This is a genomic window from Leifsonia sp. L25 (assembly GCF_050632895.1).
On the sequence record NZ_JBODRZ010000003.1, the window covers coordinates 1717501 to 1733180 of the forward strand.

Annotated in this window: 14 protein-coding genes and 4 pseudogenes; 10 read left to right on the forward strand and 8 right to left on the reverse strand. The window is 67.9% G+C overall.

Annotated elements, in window-relative coordinates:
• Positions 1-7: 7 nt before the first annotated feature.
• From yidC to ACRAWC_RS12470, 5 genes and pseudogenes are all read left to right on the forward strand, one after another.
• Complete coding sequence (gene yidC / locus ACRAWC_RS12450; protein ID WP_431348001.1) at positions 8-982, forward strand: membrane protein insertase YidC; 975 nt, start codon at positions 8-10, stop codon at positions 980-982.
• A gap of 4 nt (positions 983-986) precedes the next feature.
• A complete protein-coding gene (locus tag ACRAWC_RS12455; RefSeq protein ID WP_431348002.1) occupies positions 987-1541 on the forward strand; it encodes a protein jag in 555 nt (184 codons plus the stop codon).
• 17 nt (positions 1542-1558) lie between these two features.
• Entirely contained in the window at positions 1559-2185 is a 627-nt protein-coding gene (rsmG, locus tag ACRAWC_RS12460; RefSeq protein ID WP_431349435.1) for a 16S rRNA (guanine(527)-N(7))-methyltransferase RsmG, read from the forward strand.
• Positions 2186-2327: 142 nt separating this feature from the next.
• Positions 2328-3245, forward strand: coding sequence for a ParA family protein (locus tag ACRAWC_RS12465; protein WP_431348003.1), 918 nt, complete (start codon positions 2328-2330; stop codon positions 3243-3245).
• Positions 3245-4197: pseudogene (locus tag ACRAWC_RS12470) on the forward strand (ParB/RepB/Spo0J family partition protein). The gene ACRAWC_RS12465 and the pseudogene ACRAWC_RS12470 overlap by 1 nt, the downstream one beginning before the upstream one ends.
• A gap of 63 nt (positions 4198-4260) precedes the next feature.
• On the opposite strand, the pseudogene ACRAWC_RS12475 reads toward ACRAWC_RS12470, so the two are convergent.
• The 8 genes and pseudogenes from ACRAWC_RS12475 to ACRAWC_RS12510 all read right to left on the reverse strand — a co-directional run bounded on the left by ACRAWC_RS12475 (position 4261) and on the right by ACRAWC_RS12510 (position 12021).
• Positions 4261-5222, reverse strand: a pseudogene (locus ACRAWC_RS12475) (D-alanine--D-alanine ligase family protein).
• A gap of 65 nt (positions 5223-5287) precedes the next feature.
• Positions 5288-6609, reverse strand: a pseudogene (locus tag ACRAWC_RS12480) (PLP-dependent aminotransferase family protein).
• Positions 6610-6759: 150 nt separating this feature from the next.
• Positions 6760-7086, reverse strand: a complete 327-nt coding sequence (gene trxA / locus ACRAWC_RS12485; protein WP_179604159.1) for a thioredoxin — start codon at positions 7084-7086, stop codon at positions 6760-6762.
• Between the two features lie 15 nt (positions 7087-7101).
• Positions 7102-8088: a thioredoxin-disulfide reductase gene (gene trxB, locus ACRAWC_RS12490; RefSeq protein WP_431348004.1), complete on the reverse strand. Its 987-nt coding sequence runs from the start codon at positions 8086-8088 to the stop codon at positions 7102-7104.
• Positions 8089-8170: 82 nt separating this feature from the next.
• Complete coding sequence (locus ACRAWC_RS12495) at positions 8171-8452, reverse strand: hypothetical protein (RefSeq protein WP_431348005.1); 282 nt, start codon at positions 8450-8452, stop codon at positions 8171-8173.
• Positions 8389-9414, reverse strand: a complete 1026-nt coding sequence (gene murJ, locus ACRAWC_RS12500) for a murein biosynthesis integral membrane protein MurJ (RefSeq protein ID WP_431349436.1) — start codon at positions 9412-9414, stop codon at positions 8389-8391. The genes ACRAWC_RS12495 and murJ overlap by 64 nt, the downstream gene beginning before the upstream one ends.
• On the reverse strand, positions 9336-9776 hold the full coding sequence (locus tag ACRAWC_RS12505) for a lipid II flippase MurJ (RefSeq protein WP_431348006.1): 441 nt from the start codon (positions 9774-9776) through the stop codon (positions 9336-9338). Before ACRAWC_RS12505 ends, murJ begins: the two co-directional genes overlap by 79 nt.
• Positions 9769-12021 (reverse strand): DUF6049 family protein, encoded by a 2253-nt coding sequence (locus tag ACRAWC_RS12510; protein WP_431348007.1) that lies wholly within the window; start codon positions 12019-12021, stop codon positions 9769-9771. The genes ACRAWC_RS12505 and ACRAWC_RS12510 overlap by 8 nt, the downstream gene beginning before the upstream one ends.
• Positions 12022-12153: 132 nt before the next feature.
• On the opposite strand from ACRAWC_RS12510, the pseudogene ACRAWC_RS12515 reads away from it, so the two are divergent.
• The 5 genes and pseudogenes from ACRAWC_RS12515 (at position 12154) to rplI (ending at position 15566) form a co-directional block, all read left to right on the forward strand.
• Positions 12154-13577, forward strand: a pseudogene (locus ACRAWC_RS12515) (CCA tRNA nucleotidyltransferase).
• A 280-nt stretch (positions 13578-13857) separates the two neighbouring features.
• A complete protein-coding gene (gene rpsF / locus ACRAWC_RS12520; protein ID WP_431348008.1) occupies positions 13858-14253 on the forward strand; it encodes a 30S ribosomal protein S6 in 396 nt (131 codons plus the stop codon).
• A 4-nt stretch (positions 14254-14257) separates the two neighbouring features.
• Positions 14258-14770 carry a single-stranded DNA-binding protein gene (locus ACRAWC_RS12525; RefSeq protein ID WP_431348009.1) on the forward strand — a complete coding sequence of 171 codons (513 nt, stop codon included), beginning with the start codon at positions 14258-14260 and terminating at the stop codon, positions 14768-14770.
• 65 nt (positions 14771-14835) lie between these two features.
• On the forward strand, positions 14836-15099 hold the full coding sequence (gene rpsR / locus ACRAWC_RS12530) for a 30S ribosomal protein S18 (RefSeq protein ID WP_018189012.1): 264 nt from the start codon (positions 14836-14838) through the stop codon (positions 15097-15099).
• A 14-nt stretch (positions 15100-15113) separates the two neighbouring features.
• Positions 15114-15566 carry a 50S ribosomal protein L9 gene (gene rplI, locus ACRAWC_RS12535; RefSeq protein ID WP_431348010.1) on the forward strand — a complete coding sequence of 151 codons (453 nt, stop codon included), beginning with the start codon at positions 15114-15116 and terminating at the stop codon, positions 15564-15566.
• Positions 15567-15680 lie beyond the last annotated feature (114 nt).

The window sequence follows — 15680 nt, forward strand, 5'->3', positions numbered from 1 at the left end:
CCCAGACATGGACATCATCGGTACCATCCTCTGGCCCATCAAATGGGTCGTGGAACTCATCCTCGTCGCCTGGCACTGGCTGTTCAGCACCATGGGGATGGACCCGGCGGCGGGTATCACCTGGGTGCTGTCCATCGTCGGTCTGACCGTCGTCGTCCGTGCGGCACTGATCCCGATCTTCGTCCGGCAGATCAAGAACCAGCGACGCATGCTGGAGATCGCGCCGCAGCTCAAGAAGATCCAGGACAAGTACAAGGGCAAGAAGGACCAGTTCTCCCGCGAGGCGATGTCGCGCGAGACGATGGAGCTCTACAAGAAGACGGGCACCAACCCGCTGAGCTCCTGCCTCCCGCTGCTGCTTCAGATGCCCGTGTTCTTCGCCCTGTTTCAGGTCCTCAACGGCGCGCAGAGCGGCAAGGCCGGCGTCGGCCCGCTGAACGCGACGCTCGCCGAACAGTTCGGCAGCTCGACGCTGTTCGGCGTCGCGCCACTGCACCAGAGCTTCCAGGGTGCGCTGAACGCCCACCCGCAGCAGGTCGCCGTCATGGTCATCGCCGCGACGATGGTCGTGCTCATGACCGGATCGCAGTTCCTCACCCAGCTCCAGATCGTCTCCAAGAACATGTCGCCGGAGACCAAGGCGAGCCCGCAGTTCAAGCAGCAGCGCATCCTGCTGTACCTGCTCCCCTTCGTCTTCCTGTTCTCCGGCTTCGCCTTCCCGCTCGGTGTCATGTTCTACTGGCTGACCTCGAACCTGTGGACGATGGGGCAGCAGTTCCTGGTGATCCGCAACATGCCGACCCCGGGCTCCGACGCGGCCAAGGCGCGCGAGGCCCGCCTGGCTCGTAAGGGCAAGCTCGTGCAGGACGGCGCCGTCGTCCTCCAAGTGGATGAAGTGCCGCAGCAGCAGAAGCCGGTGACGACCCAGCGCGCGCAGCCGGTGAATAAGAACCGTGCGAAGAAGCAGGCCGGAAAGAAGTAGGGATATGACCGACGTGCAGACCGAGTTCACGCCTTCCGACGAGGAAGCCGTCCACTCCCCCATCACCGCAGACGTCGACGGCGACGCCGAGTCGGCGCCCGCTGCCGACCTCGACCGCGAGGGCGACATTGCCGCGGACTACATCGAGGAGCTGCTCGACATTGCCGACATCGACGGCGACATCGACATCGACACTCGGAACGGCCGAGCCTACATCTCGGTGAACGCCGACGAAGGAACCAACCTGCGCCTGCTGTCCAAGCCGGACACGGTCGCTGCGCTCCAGGAGTTGACCCGCCTCGCGGTTCAGAACCAGACCGGCGGCTTCTCTCGCTTGATCCTCGACATCGCCGGCTCGCGCGATGCGCGCCAGGCGGAGCTCGCGACGCTGGTGGACCGGGCGATCGCGCGCCTCGAAGAGGGCTCGGCGGAGGCTTCCCTCCCGGCCATGTCGTCGTACGAGCGGAAACTGGTCCACGACATCGTGTCCGAGCGTGGTTACGTGTCGAACTCGCGCGGCGAGGGTCGTGACCGTCACACGGTTATCACTGCGGCGTAGTTTCACGTGAAACGGTGATTGATTCCGTCGAGACCGAACCTTCGGTCGCTGCAGAGCTCTTCGGTGAGCGACTGAGTGTCGCACGTGCGTTCACAGCCAACCTGGTGGCGCAGGGCGAGGAGCGTGGCCTCATCGGCCCGCTCGAACTCCCCCGCATCTGGACGCGCCACATCCTGAACTGTGCGATCGTGGCGCCGTTGCTCAACCCCGGCCATGTCGGTGACGTTGGCAGCGGGGCCGGCTTGCCGGGTCTCGTACTGGCCATTGCCCGACCGGACGTCGACTTCGTGCTGATTGAGCCGATGGAGCGTCGGGTTGCGTGGCTCTCCGAGCAGGTCGACGAACTCGGCCTGGACAACGTGTCTGTCGTGCGCGATCGCGCAGAGGACGTGCGCCTGACCCAGCCGCTGGATCAGGTGACCGCACGTGCCGTGAGCGCGTTCCGCAAGCTGATTCCGTTGACCGCTCCCCTGCTCCGTGATGGTGGCGAGTTGATACTCATGAAGGGCGCTGGCGCGGCCGCTGAGGTCGAGGCTGCGACGAAGGAACTACGGAAGTTCCGCGTTCGCGACGTCGAGGTGCTCACTCTCGGCGAGGGCGTTCTCGACGACGTCACGCGCGTTATCCGGGCACGGGTGCGCTGAGGAAAATCGGGTTCTCCACAGCCCCAGCGATGCTGAGGGGTGTGGTTGGACATGCAAGCTAGAGTTGACGAGTGGTTCGCACCGCGTTCCAGTTTCTCCACCGCGGCGAGGCCGTACACCGAACCAAGCGACGAGGTTTCACGTGAAACAACCCGATCAGAATGCTCCCGTAGAGGTGGGTGAAGCCACCTTCGACGCGTCGACACCACTCGCCCGGGAGATTCAGGATCTGGCCAGGAGGAGACAAGTCATCGCTTCAGCGACGCTGCCGTTACCATCGCAGACACGGATCTTCACGATCTCCAATCAGAAAGGCGGCGTCGGCAAGACGACCACGGTCGTGAACCTTGCGGCGGCGCTGGCGAAGTCTGGCGCGCGGGTGCTGGCAATCGACCTCGATCCCCAGGGGAACGCCTCCACAGCGTTGAGTGTGGAGCATCGTGAGGGGACACCGAGCGTCTACGATGTGATCGTCAACGACAAGGAGCTCGAGGAGGTCATCCAGAAGAGTCCGGAGTTCGACGGGCTCTTCGTGATTCCCGCCACCATCGACCTCGCCGGTGCGGAAATCGAACTCGTCTCCATGGTCGCACGTGAGCAGCGCCTTTCGCGTGCGCTCGGTCGCTTCCTCGACGAGTACGACATCGACTACGTCCTCATCGACTGCCCGCCGTCGCTCGGGCTGCTCACCATCAACGCGTTCGTCGCTGCTACCGAGGTTCTCATCCCGATTCAGTGCGAGTACTACGCGCTCGAGGGCCTGAGCCAGCTTCTGAAGAACATCCAGCTCATCGAGCGTCACCTCAATCCAAAGCTGCAGGTGTCGACGATTCTGCTGACCATGTACGACTCGCGGACCAACTTGGCCCATCAGGTGGCCGACGACGTCCGGCAACACTTCCCTGACGAGGTGCTCGACACGATCATTCCGCGCTCCGTGCGGATCTCGGAGGCACCGAGCTACGGGCAGAGCGTCATCAGCTATGACGCGAACTCATCCGGCTCGCTCTCGTACCTCGAGGCGGCCGCTGAAATCGCACGAAGAGGAGTACCCCGCTAATGGCAGCGAAGCGCACTGGTTTGGGACGCGGTATCGGCGCACTGATCCCCACGAGCGATCAGTCGTCGCGACCGGTGGACGTATTCTTCCCGCAGACGTCCGCAGTGGCGACGGAAGAGCTCGTCGCGGTGCCCGGAGCGCGGCTTGCGAACCTCTCCCCGCTGACATCGTCCCGAACGCCGTGCAGCCGCGCGTGGAGTTCGACCGGGAGGCGCTGGACGAGTTGGTGGCGAGCATCCGCGAGGTCGGTGTGCTCCAGCCCGTGGTCGTGCGGCCACTCGCCGGTCAGGTGGACAAGTACGAGCTCATCATGGGCGAGCGTCGGCTGCGCGCGACCAAGGAGCTCGGGCTCGACAGCATCCCTGCGGTCATCAAGGACACCGCGGACGAGGACATGCTGCGGGATGCGCTCCTCGAGAACTTGCACCGATCGCAGCTCAACCCGCTGGAAGAGGCGTCGGCGTACCAGCAGCTCCTGGCGGACTTCGGAATCACGCAGGAGCAGCTCGCGACCCGGATCGGTCGTTCGCGCCCCCAGATCACCAACACGATCCGCCTGCTGAAGCTGCCGGCGCCGGTGCAGTCGCGGGTAGCGGCCGGCGTCCTCAGCGCGGGCCACGCTCGCGCGATCCTTTCGGTCGGCGACGACGAGGACGCGATGGTGCGGCTGGCGGACAAGATCGTCAACGAGGAGCTCTCGGTCCGCGCTGCGGAGGCCGCCGCCAGCCGGACGCCGAAGCCGGTTCGGAGCAAGGCCTCCCCTGGCAAGCACCGCGGTCACCTGGACGAGGTGGCCGAGCGGCTCGGTGATCGCCTCAACACGCGCGTGAAGATCAGCTTGGGCGCACGAAAAGGCCAGATCGTGGTCGATTTCGCCACGATTCAGGACCTGAACCGGATTCTGGATGAGATCGGCCAGCCGACGTACAGCTCGCCGGTCCGTTTCACGTGAAACCCCGCCACAGCTAAACGGGGGAGGCTGAGTCAGCCTCCCCCGTTTCACGTGAAACCCCGATCACTCCCCCGCGTCCGCGATCGCCGCTGCCGCAAGCGTCGCGTAGACATCCCCGAGGTCGCGACCGGATGCTGCGATCGCCTGGGGCATGATCGAGGTCTCGGTGAGACCCGGGAGGACGTTCGCCTCCAGGAACCACGGGACACCGCCCGCGTCGACGATCAGATCGACTCGGGACAGGTGACGGAGACCGAGCGCCGCGTGCGCGGCGGTTGCCGCGGCCGAGACGGCCTTGATCGTCGACTCGTCCAGCCGCGCCGGCACATAGAACCGGGTCTCCCCGCGTTGTACCGCGCATCGAACGTGTAGGGGCCCTCGATCGGCTCGATCTCCACGGGTGGGAGGGCGATCGGACCGTCGCCCGTGTCGAGCACGGCGACGGAGACCTCGACGCCGGCGATCTTCCGCTCGATCAGCGCGACATCGGCGTACGTGTACGCGTCGACCATCGCCCGCGGGAGCTCCTCCGTTGCCGTGACGATGGTGACACCCTGCGCAGAACCGCCGTGCGCAGGCTTGACCACGAGCGGGACATCGAACGCGCCGAGCACCGTCGCCAGCACACTGTTGGCGCCGAGCTCCCGGAAGGTCTCCTTGGGAAGCGTGATCGACGCGGGAGTGGCGATGCCGGCGCGCGAGACGACCGTCTTGGCGGCCGGTTTCGACCAGGCGAGGCGGGCGGCGTCGGTGGTCGACCCGACGAACGGAACGCCGGCGAGTTCCAACAGCGCGCGGAGGGCGCCGTCCTCGCCGCTCGATCCGTGCAGGGCCGGCCAGACGACGTCCGGGCGGCTCTCGCTGAGGTATCCGAGCAGAGCGCCGTCCGGCTCGCGCACGGTGACGTGGTGCCCGAGCGACTGGAGACCGTCGGCGACACGTCGGCCGCTGCGCAGCGAGATGTCGCGTTCATGCGAGATGCCGCCGGCGAGAACGACGATGTCGAGTGCTTCTTTTTCGGCCATGATCTGCTCTTTCTTCGGCGATGGATCGACTGGAGGAGCGTAGAGGACGCTGTGTGACGCGTCCGTCAGCGCAGGTCGGTCGGCGGGTTCGGGCTGGTGTGAGTGGCGCGCGACGCTGTGAGCGGACCGGTCCCGGCGAAGGTGTCCAGGAGGTCCTGCTCACCGTTGATGACGTTGGCGAGCCGCCGGACGCCGACCTTGATGTTCTCCGGTGTGGGGTAGCAGAACGACAGCCGGATGTTCTGCGCACCAGATCCGTCCCCGTAGAACGCGGTGCCCGGCGTGTACGCGACGAGCTCGGTCACGGCACGCGGCAGCATCGCCTTGGAGTCGAGATGCGGCGGCAGCGTGAGCCACACGTAGAAGCCGCCGTTCGGGTTGGTCCAAGACAGCTCGGGTAGGTGCTCCTCAAGGGCGGAGATCATGGCCTCCTTGCGCTCGCGGTACACGCCGCGGAAGGTGTCGATCTGGCCCCGCCAGTCGGCGTCGCGCAGATACTCCGAGATCACCAGCTGGCTGAACGAACTCGGGCTCAGGACGGCCGCCTCGTTGGCGAGGATCAGCTTCTCCCGGATGGCGTGAGGAGCGAGCGCCCAGCCGACCCGGAATCCGGGCGCCAGGGTCTTCGAGAAGGTCCCGAGGTAGACGACGCCGTCGCGTTCGACCGAGCGCATCGCCGCAGGGGGCTTCTCACCGAAGTAGAGCAGCCCGTACGGGTTGTCCTCCAGCACCAGGATGTCGTTCTGGCGGGCGATCTCGAGGACCTCGAGCCGTCGCTCCCACGACAGGGTCACGCCGGCCGGGTTGTGGAAGGTCGGCACCGTGTAAGGAACTTCACCCGCCGGCCCGCTGCCTTCAGCCGGGCGATGTGCTCGCGCAGGGCCTCCGGGATCAAGCCGTGCTCATCCATCGGGATGTGGTCGACCTCTGCCTGGTACGAGCGGAAGATGACCATCGCCGTCACATAGCTGGGACCCTCCGCCAGCACGACGTCGCCCGGGTCGATGAACAGTTTGCTGAACAGTTCGAGCGCGTGCTGCGAGCCGGTCGTCACGATGACATCGTCGGCGCTGCCGCTGATCCCCTCGAGCGCCATGACCTCCAGGATCTGCTCCCGCAGCGCCGGCACACCCTGGCCGGAGCCGTACTGGAGGGCGACCGGACCCTGCTCGCGCATCACCCGGTCCATCGCCCCGACCACCAGATCGTCGGGGAGTGCCGCGACGTACGGCATGCCGCCGGCCAGCGAGACCACCTCGGGCCGGCTGGCGACGGCGAACAGGGCTCGGACCTCACTGGCGGCCAGGCCGCTGGTGCGCTGTGCGTAGTGGTGATACCACGGGTCCAGATTGTTGCCCTGCTGGCGAGGGCTGCCCTGTTCTGTCACGAATCGTCCGTTTCTCGTGTCGTTCATTCATGCTAGGGGCGGCACGCGTCCCGCTGGAAATCGAGCCGTCTCCCGGATATACGAAAGACCCGCCCGGCGGGTGAGCGCCGGACGGGTCTGACAGTGTGTGGAAGCTGTCTGGCTGTCGCGCTACGCGAGGTAGGCGGCCAGGTCGGCCTCGAGGGCGGGCTTCGGCTTTGCGCCGATGACGGTCTTGACGACCTCTCCGCCCTGATAGACCTTCATCGCGGGGATGGAGGTGATCTGGTACTTCGCCGCGGTCTGCGGGTTCTCGTCCACATTGAGCTTGACGATCTCGATCTTGTCCGCGTGCTCGGCGGCGATCTGGTCGAGGATCGGGCCGACGGCACGACACGGACCGCACCACTCGGCCCAGAAGTCGACAAGAACGGTCTTGCCGCTGCTGAGGACGTCCTGCTCGAAGGTGGCGTCCGTGACGGAACGTGCTGCTGACATAGTTGCTGATTCTCCTTATGCGGTGGTGGTGAGTTCGAGATCGCCGGACGCGCCTTCCGCCGCGCGCTCCAGCAGGTCCTTGGGGAGGGTCGTGAGGTAGTGCTCGGCGTCGAGCGCGGCGACCGTCCCCGACGCGGCGGCGGTGACCGCCTGGCGGTAGGTGGGGTCGATCACGTCGCCCGCGGCGAACACGCCCGCGACCTTCGTCTTGGAGGTCCGGCCGGCGACCGCAATGGTCCCCTCCGGAGTGAGGTCGAGCTGGCCGTGGACCAGGTGCACCCGCGGGTCGTTGCCGATCGCGATGAACAGGCCCTGCAGCTCCAGCTCACTCTGCTCGCCGGTCTCAAGGTTGCGCAGCGTCACCGCACGCACCTGCTCGTCGCCGCTGATGCCGACGACCTCCGAGTTCCAGATGAACTCGATCTTCTCGTTGGCGAAGGCGCGCTCCTGCATGATCTTTGAGGCACGCAGCGACTCGCGGCGATGGATGACGTAGACCTTGTCCGCGAAGCGGGTCAGGAACGTCGCTTCCTCCATCGCCGAGTCACCGCCGCCGACGACGGCGATCGTGCGCTCGCGGAAGAAGAAGCCGTCGCAGGTGGCGCACCAGGAGACGCCGTGACCGGACAGACGCTCCTCGTCCTCCAGGCCCAGCTTGCGGTATGCGGAGCCCGTGGCGAAGATCACCGACAGCGCCTCGTGCACGGCGCCGGAGCCGAGGGTGACCGTCTTGACGTCGCCGGAGAGGTCGACGGACACGACGTCGTCGAGGACGATGTCGGTGCCGAACTTCTCGGCCTGCGCCTGCATCTTGAACATGAGGTCGGGGCCCATGACACCATCGGGGAAGCCGGGGAAGTTCTCGACCTCCGTGGTGTTCATCAGCTCGCCGCCGGCCTCGACAGAGGAGGCGATCAGCAGCGGCTTGAGGTTGGCGCGAGCGGCGTAGATGGCCGCCGTGTAACCGGCAGGGCCGGAACCGATGATGATGATCTGCCGCACGGAGGAACTCCTTGATGGTCTGCGGTGCTCCGTCCGGAGACACCGCCCTGTAGAACACATCCTAGGCGGATGCTATTCCGTGTCACCTGCGAGCGGAGGAACGGGCCGCGGCGCGGTCCAGAACGGGCGCAAGACCGGCCTCCAGGTCGTTCGAGCGCAGGATCGCGAGGAACCCGAGGTAGACGACCAGCATGACGACGCCGACGACCGCGGTGGACACGATGGCGGCGATGGGATGGCTCACCGGGAACGCCCCCGCCGACACGCCGCCGAGGATGACGAGGAAACCGGCGCCGGCGATCATCGCGGCGACGCCGGCGACGACGAACCGCCAGAGCGACGCGAAGATCCGCGTCCCGTCCACTCCCCGGTCCGCCGGCGCAGCAGCCAGAACGCGAGGACCGCCTGAAGCAGGCTCGCCAGCGAGACGACGAACGCGACGGACGCCGCGCGCACCGACGGGGGCACGGTGAAGCAGATGAGCACGCCGACCACGATCACGACCACCTGCGCGAGCGTGAAGAAGAACGGAGTCCTCGTGTCCCCGAGCGAGTAGAACGCGCGCTGCGCCATGAACACCAGCGAGAAGGGCACCAAGCCGATCAGGTAGGCGATGAGCACGAGCCCCATCGCCTGGTAGTCGCCGGTGAACACGCGCGCGATCGGGTACGCAGTGACGATGAGCGCGGCCGAGGCGAACACGATGAACAGCATGATCGAGCGCGCGGCCGAGGAGAAGTCCTGCCGGAACGAGTTCACCGCGCCCTGGTGCGCGTGCTCGGCCATCCGCGTGTAGAAGGCGGTCACGATGGAGACCGCGATGATGCCGTGCGGCAGCATGAAGATGAGCCACGCGTTCTGCATGACGAACGGGCCGGCGAACTGGGGACCCGCCGAGTTCGAGACGTTGATCTCGATCAGGCCGGCGAGCTGCGTCGCGATGAGCATCGCGAACGTCCAGCCCGCCGCCTTGCCGGCGGTCCCCAGGTTGACCCCGCGCCAGCCGAAGTCGAAGCGGAAACGGAGGCCGATCCGGCGCCAGAAGATGAACAGGACGAGCGCCTGGACGGCGATTCCCAGCGTCGCGCCTCCGGCCAGCAGCGCGATCATCCCGAACGACCACTCGGTGCCGTGCCCGCCGCGCGACGCCGTGCCGAAGGCGACGATGAAGGCGACGAGGAGGACGATGGCGACGATGTTGTTGACGACCGGCGCCCAGGTGAACGGACCGAACGACTTGCGGGCGTTCAGCACCTCGCCGAGCAGCGTGTACAGCCCGAGGAAGAAGATCTGCGGCAGCGACCAGTAGGCGAACGCGGTGGCCAGGGGCGCTGCTCCGGCAGCACGCCGAAGAGCACGATCAGCGCGGGAGCCAGGAGGGTCGCGACAAGTGCGATCGCTGCGAAGACGACCATCCCGAGCGTGACGAGCTTGTTGATGTAAGCCCGGCCGCCGTCAGCATTGACCGACGCTCGGATGATCTGCGGTACGAGTACCGCGTTCAGGATGCCCTGGGCGATGATCGCGTACAGGCTGTTCGGGATGGTGGTCGCCGTGGCGTAGGCGCCAGCGGCGAAGGACACCGCGCCGATCGCCTGGACCAAAAGCCACGCTTTGGCGAAGCCGAGCAGCCTCGAGACGAGGGTGCCCGAGGCGAGGATGGCGCTCGCGCGCCCGACGCTAGCCATCGGCGCCGCCCGGTGCGGGCTGGGTGTCCGCGTCATCGGCGGCGGAGTCGCCGTCGCCGCGGGGTCGGGCGGTCTCGGTGGCGTCATCGTCATCCCCGTCCTTGCGGCGCTGGCTCCGTCGTCGCAGGATGTTGCGCACGATCCCGAAGCCGAACAGCAGCACGAGCAGGCCGCCGAAGATCAGCGCCCCGATGCCCTCCCAATCGGCGTGCACGTCCACCGTGACCGAGCTGGGGTCCCCGATCGGCACGCCCGTCGGGCTGTAGAGCTGCAGCGAGAGGATGACCTGGCCGTTGCCGACCTTGGCCTTCACCGGCACGAGCATCGTCGCCCGGGAGTCCTGCGGGATGGACTTCGTGGTCGGTGCGTCGATCTCCAGCCGGCTGTTCGACGGCGACGCGCTGAGCACGACTGTGGCCGCCTCCGTGCTCAGCTCGTTGCTGACCGTGAACGGGATCGACCCCTGCGCGCTCACCAGGTTCACGCTCTCCGTGGGCAGGATGTGGACCGCGTGGAGGGTCTTGACCGTCGACTGCCTGCTCGCACCGACCGCGGCCGTCCAGGACGTGCGCGGGTTCTGCCACGAGACGGCGAGCAGGGTGAGGAGCTGCGCCCGCGTCTGCCCCGTCAGCGTCGTCGGGTCGCTGAGGATGGTGGCGAACTCGTCGATCGACTTCTCGTCCTTCAGCAGCAGGTGGATGTTGTCGATCCGGGCCTGCGACTCCGGGGCGTCGGTCATCGCGAGCTCGGGCGACGGTGCGGAGGACAGCAGGGCGGGGAAGGTCGACGGCGCCGCGAACGGGCTGGTGAACAGGGCGTCCAGCGTGCGCTGGAGCTGCGTCCCGCTCGACGGCCAGGAGCGGTCGAGCCCGAGGAGCAGGTGGCGTGGGGTCGTGCCCTCCGCGCTGACGAGCTGGAGCTGCGCGTTCAGCTTCGACATGGCGGTGTTCCAGGCGAGGTCGCTCGGCGCGGAGACGGCCTGACGGAGCGCCTCGGAGAGCCGCTGGTCGGTGACCGCGAGCGCCGACGATCCGATGTGCTGCGGCGCGTTCGGGGTCGAGTCGAGCTTGTCGGCGTTGGTGTTGCTGCCCGAGAGGACGACTGTCCGGAGGCCGGCGGCCGCGAGGGGGGCGAGGTCGGCGATGCGGAGGGTGTCGTCGCCGGGCCACGCGACTCCGCGGAGGGTGTAGTTCCAGGCCAGCAGCCGGTCGAGGGTGGGGAGGGTCGTCCCTGTGCCGGGGGTGGGGGTCGGGCTGGGCGACGTCGCGGGCGGGGCCGTCGGAGTCTGCGGCTCCCCGATAGCCGTCGGGCTCGGCGAGAAGTTCTTGGGATCGAGCGCGTACCCCAGCGCGGTCGGCTGCAGCGGCGCGGGCAGGCCGGCCTGGATCTGGCCGGCGACATCCGCGTCGCCGTAACCGAGTGAGAAGGTGTCGTTCGGGAGGGCACTCAGCCGGTCGAGCCACGCCGTCGCGGTTGCGGGTGCCGAGTTCCCGAGCGCGCGGATGGAGGCGAGGATCATCGGATCGATGCCGACGGCGACGGTCGCGTGGTTCTGGAGACCGTCGAGGTCGCGGGTCAGCACGCCGTTCGGCGCCGTGTAGGTGGCCAGATCCTGTGCGGAGATGAGGCCGTCACCGGTCGACGGGCTCACGATCGGCATCACGACGCCGACGGCGGAGCGCGTCGCGGCGGCGCCCGGGCTCCACACGACCGACCCCCGGGCGTTCGCGACCACCGGGCCGATGTCGACCGTGGCGCCGAGCCCATAGACGGCCGAAGTGGTCCTGGCAGCGAACGGGACGGCCGCGGCCGGCACGTTCACGCGCACCACGACACTCGAACCCGGCTCGAGGAGGGGGAGTGTCGCCTTGCCGAGGTCGACGCGGTCCGAGACGGCGTCCGCGGAGGTGAGCCAGGAGGCGAGATCCGCTCGCGTCTTCCGCTGCTGCGGGTCCAGCCAGAGCCCGACCGAGCCGGCCGTGTAGGGGGTGTCCGTGGGGTTGGTCACCGTGACGGACGTGACCAGATCCTGTCCGGGCGCCAGCACTCCGCCGTTGTCGGCGGTCAGGGATGCGCTGATCGAGGCGTTCGTCGCGGTGCGGACGGAGGCTGCGGCGACGGTCGCGGAGGACGCGGTCGCCTGGCTCCCGGCGGGACCGCCCAGCAGGGCGACGACGGCGATGCCCGCGCCGATGAGGGCAGCAGGCAGTCGCGCACCCCGGAGGGTGAAGCGGGGTACGCTCATGCGCCGACGCACGATCCCGGTTCCGCCTCCATGTCGTCGATTCTAGGGGCCGCCCCCTGTGAGAGCCCGGCGAGCACGCGGCGTCCGGGCGAGGCGAGCGGCGCGTCCGGCGTCCCATTAAACTGAGGCACCATGCAGTCCGTCGCCGAATCCCTCGACCGCCTCGGCGCCCTCGCGAAGACCCCGACGGTCGATCGGCTCGCCCGGGCGTTCGCCGCAGCCGGCTTCGAGCTGTCGCTCGTGGGGGTCCCGTGCGCGACGCGCTTCTGGGCCGCGCGGTCCACGATCTGGACTTCACCACCGACGCGCGTCCGGACGACATCCTCGGCGTCGTCCGGCCGCTCGCCGACGCCGTGTGGGACATCGGCCGCGCGTTCGGGACGATCGGCGCCCGCTTCGGCGACGACACGGTGGAGATCACGACCTACCGCAGCGACAGCTACGACGGCGCGACGAGGAAGCCGGAGGTGCAGTTCGGGGACACGCTCGAGGGCGACCTCCTGCGCCGGGACTTCACGGTCAACGCGCTCGCCCTCCGCATCCCGGAGGTGCGGCTGGTGGACCCGTCCGGCGGCGTGGAGGACCTCCTGGCCCGACGTATCACGACGCCCGCGAGCCCCGAGGTGTCGTTCGGCGACGACCCGCTGCGGATGATGCGCGCCGCCCGGTTCGCCGCGCAGCTCGGGTTCACCGTCGACGATCCGACCCGCGAGGCGATGGCCGACATGGCCGACCGGATCGGGATCGTCAGCGCCGAGCGCGTGCGCGACGAGCTCACCAAGCTGCTGGCGGCCGACGACCCGCGCCCCGGCATCGAGCTCTTCGTGGGCTCCGGACTCGCCGACCAGGTGCTGCCGGAGGTGCCGGCGCTGCGGCTGGAGGTGGACGAGCACCACCACCACAAGGATGTGTACCAGCACAGCCTGACCGTGCTCGACCAGGCGATCGGCTACGAGAAGGAGCGTCACCCCGGCACCGCGCCCGACCTGGTGCTTCGGATCGCCGCGCTCCTGCACGACATCGGAAAGCCGGCGACGCGGCGGTTCGAGCCCGGCGGCGCCGTCAGTTTCTATCACCACGACGTCGTGGGCGCGAAGCTCGCCAAGAAGCGGCTGACCGCCCTGCGCTTCGACAAGGCCACCGTCGACTCGGTCGCGCGCCTGATCGAGCTGCACCTCCGCTTCTTCGGGTACTCCGACGCGCACTGGACCGACTCGGCCGTCCGCCGGTACGTGCGCGACGCCGGAGGCGAGCTGGAGCGCCTCCACATGCTGACCCGCGCCGACGTGACGACGCGCAACCGGCGGAAGGCCGACCGGCTCGGCTTCGCGTACGACGACCTGGAGCAGCGCATCGCCGAGCTGAAGGCGCAGGAGGAGCTGGACGCCGTCCGTCCCGACCTCGACGGGGAGCAGGTGATGCGGCTGCTCGGGCTGAGGCCCGGACGCGACGTCGGTCAAGCGCTCTCCTTTCTCCTGGAGCTGCGGCTCGACGAAGGACCGCTGGGCGAGGAGGAGGCCACGCGGCGCCTGCTCGCGTGGTGGGAGGCGCGATAGGAGGTCGGCCGCTCCCTCCTCCACAGTCGCGGCACTCGGATGAGTTGTCCACAGATTCGCGCCCGACGCACTGCGGGCCTCCCGTCATCGCGAGGCTGGACCCATGAGCATCGCAGAGACCGTCGCAGACCCCATCGCCCAGCGCCCCGGTTGGCGCGGGACCAGCGCATCAGCTACCCTTGACAAGTTGCCCGGGCAGATTCCTGCCTACGCAACCGATGTAGAACCCTCCTGCTGCAGAACGTCTGCAGCCGCTGAGACCAGAGGAGGTGGGTTAGTCATGCATCAGTACGAGTTGATGGTCATCCTCGATCCCGAGATCGATGAGCGCACCGTAGCTCCCAGCCTCGACAAGTTCCTCAACGTCGTTCGCAACGACGGTGGATCTATCGACAACATCGACATCTGGGGTCGTCGCCGCCTGGCGTACGAGATCAACAAGAAGTCCGAAGGCATCTACGCCGTCGTGCAGCTCACCGCGACCGGTGACACCACGAAGGAGCTCGACCGCCAGCTGAAGCTCAGCGAGGCCGTCATGCGCACCAAGGTGCTCCGTGCCGAAGAGGCCATCGCCCAGGTCGCGGCCGCTCAGAAGCGCGCCGACGAGAAGGCCGCCCGCAAGGCGTCCTCCTCCGCCGACAAGGCCGCTGCCGCCTCCGAGAAGGCCGGCGCCTAGTCCCATGGCCGGCGAGACCGTCATCACCGTGGTGGGCAACCTCACGGCCGACCCCGAGCTGCGTTACACGCAGAACGGGCTGGCTGTCGCCAACTTCACCATCGCATCCACTCCCCGCACGTTCGATCGTCAGGCGAACGAGTGGAAGGACGGTGAGGCTCTCTTCCTGCGCGCGAGCGTCTGGCGCGAGTTCGCCGAGCACGTCGCGGGCTCGCTGACCAAGGGGTCCCGCGTCATCGCCCAGGGGCGGCTCAAGCAGCGCTCCTACGAGACCAAGGAGGGCGAGAAGCGCACCTCCATGGAGCTCGAGGTCGATGAGATCGGGCCGTCGCTGCGGTACGCCACCGCACAGGTGACCCGTGCGCAGTCGTCGCGTGGTCCTGGCGGTGGCGGTGGCTTCGGCGGCGGTGCTCCCGCTGTCGAGGAGCCGTGGGCCGCCTCCGCACCCGCGGACCCGTCCGCGGGCGCCGACGTCTGGAACACTCCGGGCTCCTACAACGACGAGACCCCCTTCTAACGGGTCCGAACAACTGAGTTTGTCTGGCGGGCCTCGGGCTCGCCAGGCGGAAAGCAAAGGAAATCATGGCTGGAAAGTCGAGCGGCGACCGCCGCAAGCCGATCCGCAAGGGCAAGGACGGGAAGAACGCCGCGCCGGCGAAGTCCGTCCGCGTCGGCGTCATTGACTACAAGGACGTCGCGACCCTGCGGAAGTTCATCTCCGAGCGTGGAAAGATCCGCGCCCGCCGCATCACCGGTGTCTCCGTCCAGGAGCAGCGCCTGATCGCCCGCGCCGTCAAGAACGCGCGTGAGATGGCCCTCCTGCCCTACGCCGGCTCCGGCCGTTAAGGAGAAGAGACACAATGTCGAAGGTTATTCTCACGCACGAGGTCACCGGCCTCGGTTCCGCCGGTGACGTCGTCGACGTCAAGAACGGCTACGCGCGCAACTACCTCGTCCCCCAGGGCTTCGCCATCGCGTGGAGCCGTGGAGGCGAGAAGCAGGTCGAGCAGATCAAGGCGGCCCGTGCCGCTCGCGAGCTGCACACGATCGAGCAGGCCCAGGACCTCAAGGCGAAGCTCGAGGCGACCCGCGTCAAGCTGGTCGTCAAGGCCGGCCGCGAGGGCCGTCTGTTCGGTTCCGTGAAGACGGGCGACGTCGCCGACGCGGTCAAGGCCGCAGGCATCGGCGAGCTCGACAAGCGCAAGATCGAGCTCCCCAACCCCATCAAGGTGACCGGTGACCACGAGGCCACGGTCCGCCTGCACGACGACCTCTCGGCCGTCATCTCCCTGCAGGTGGTCGCCGCCAAGTAGCGGTCGGAAATCTCACAGTGTAGCGGCGGGCGAGAGCCCGCCGCTACACCTCGTTAAGTGGAGTTTTCCCCGGCTCCATCCACAGTGCACAGGCCCGGTCCGACAGCGTCGACC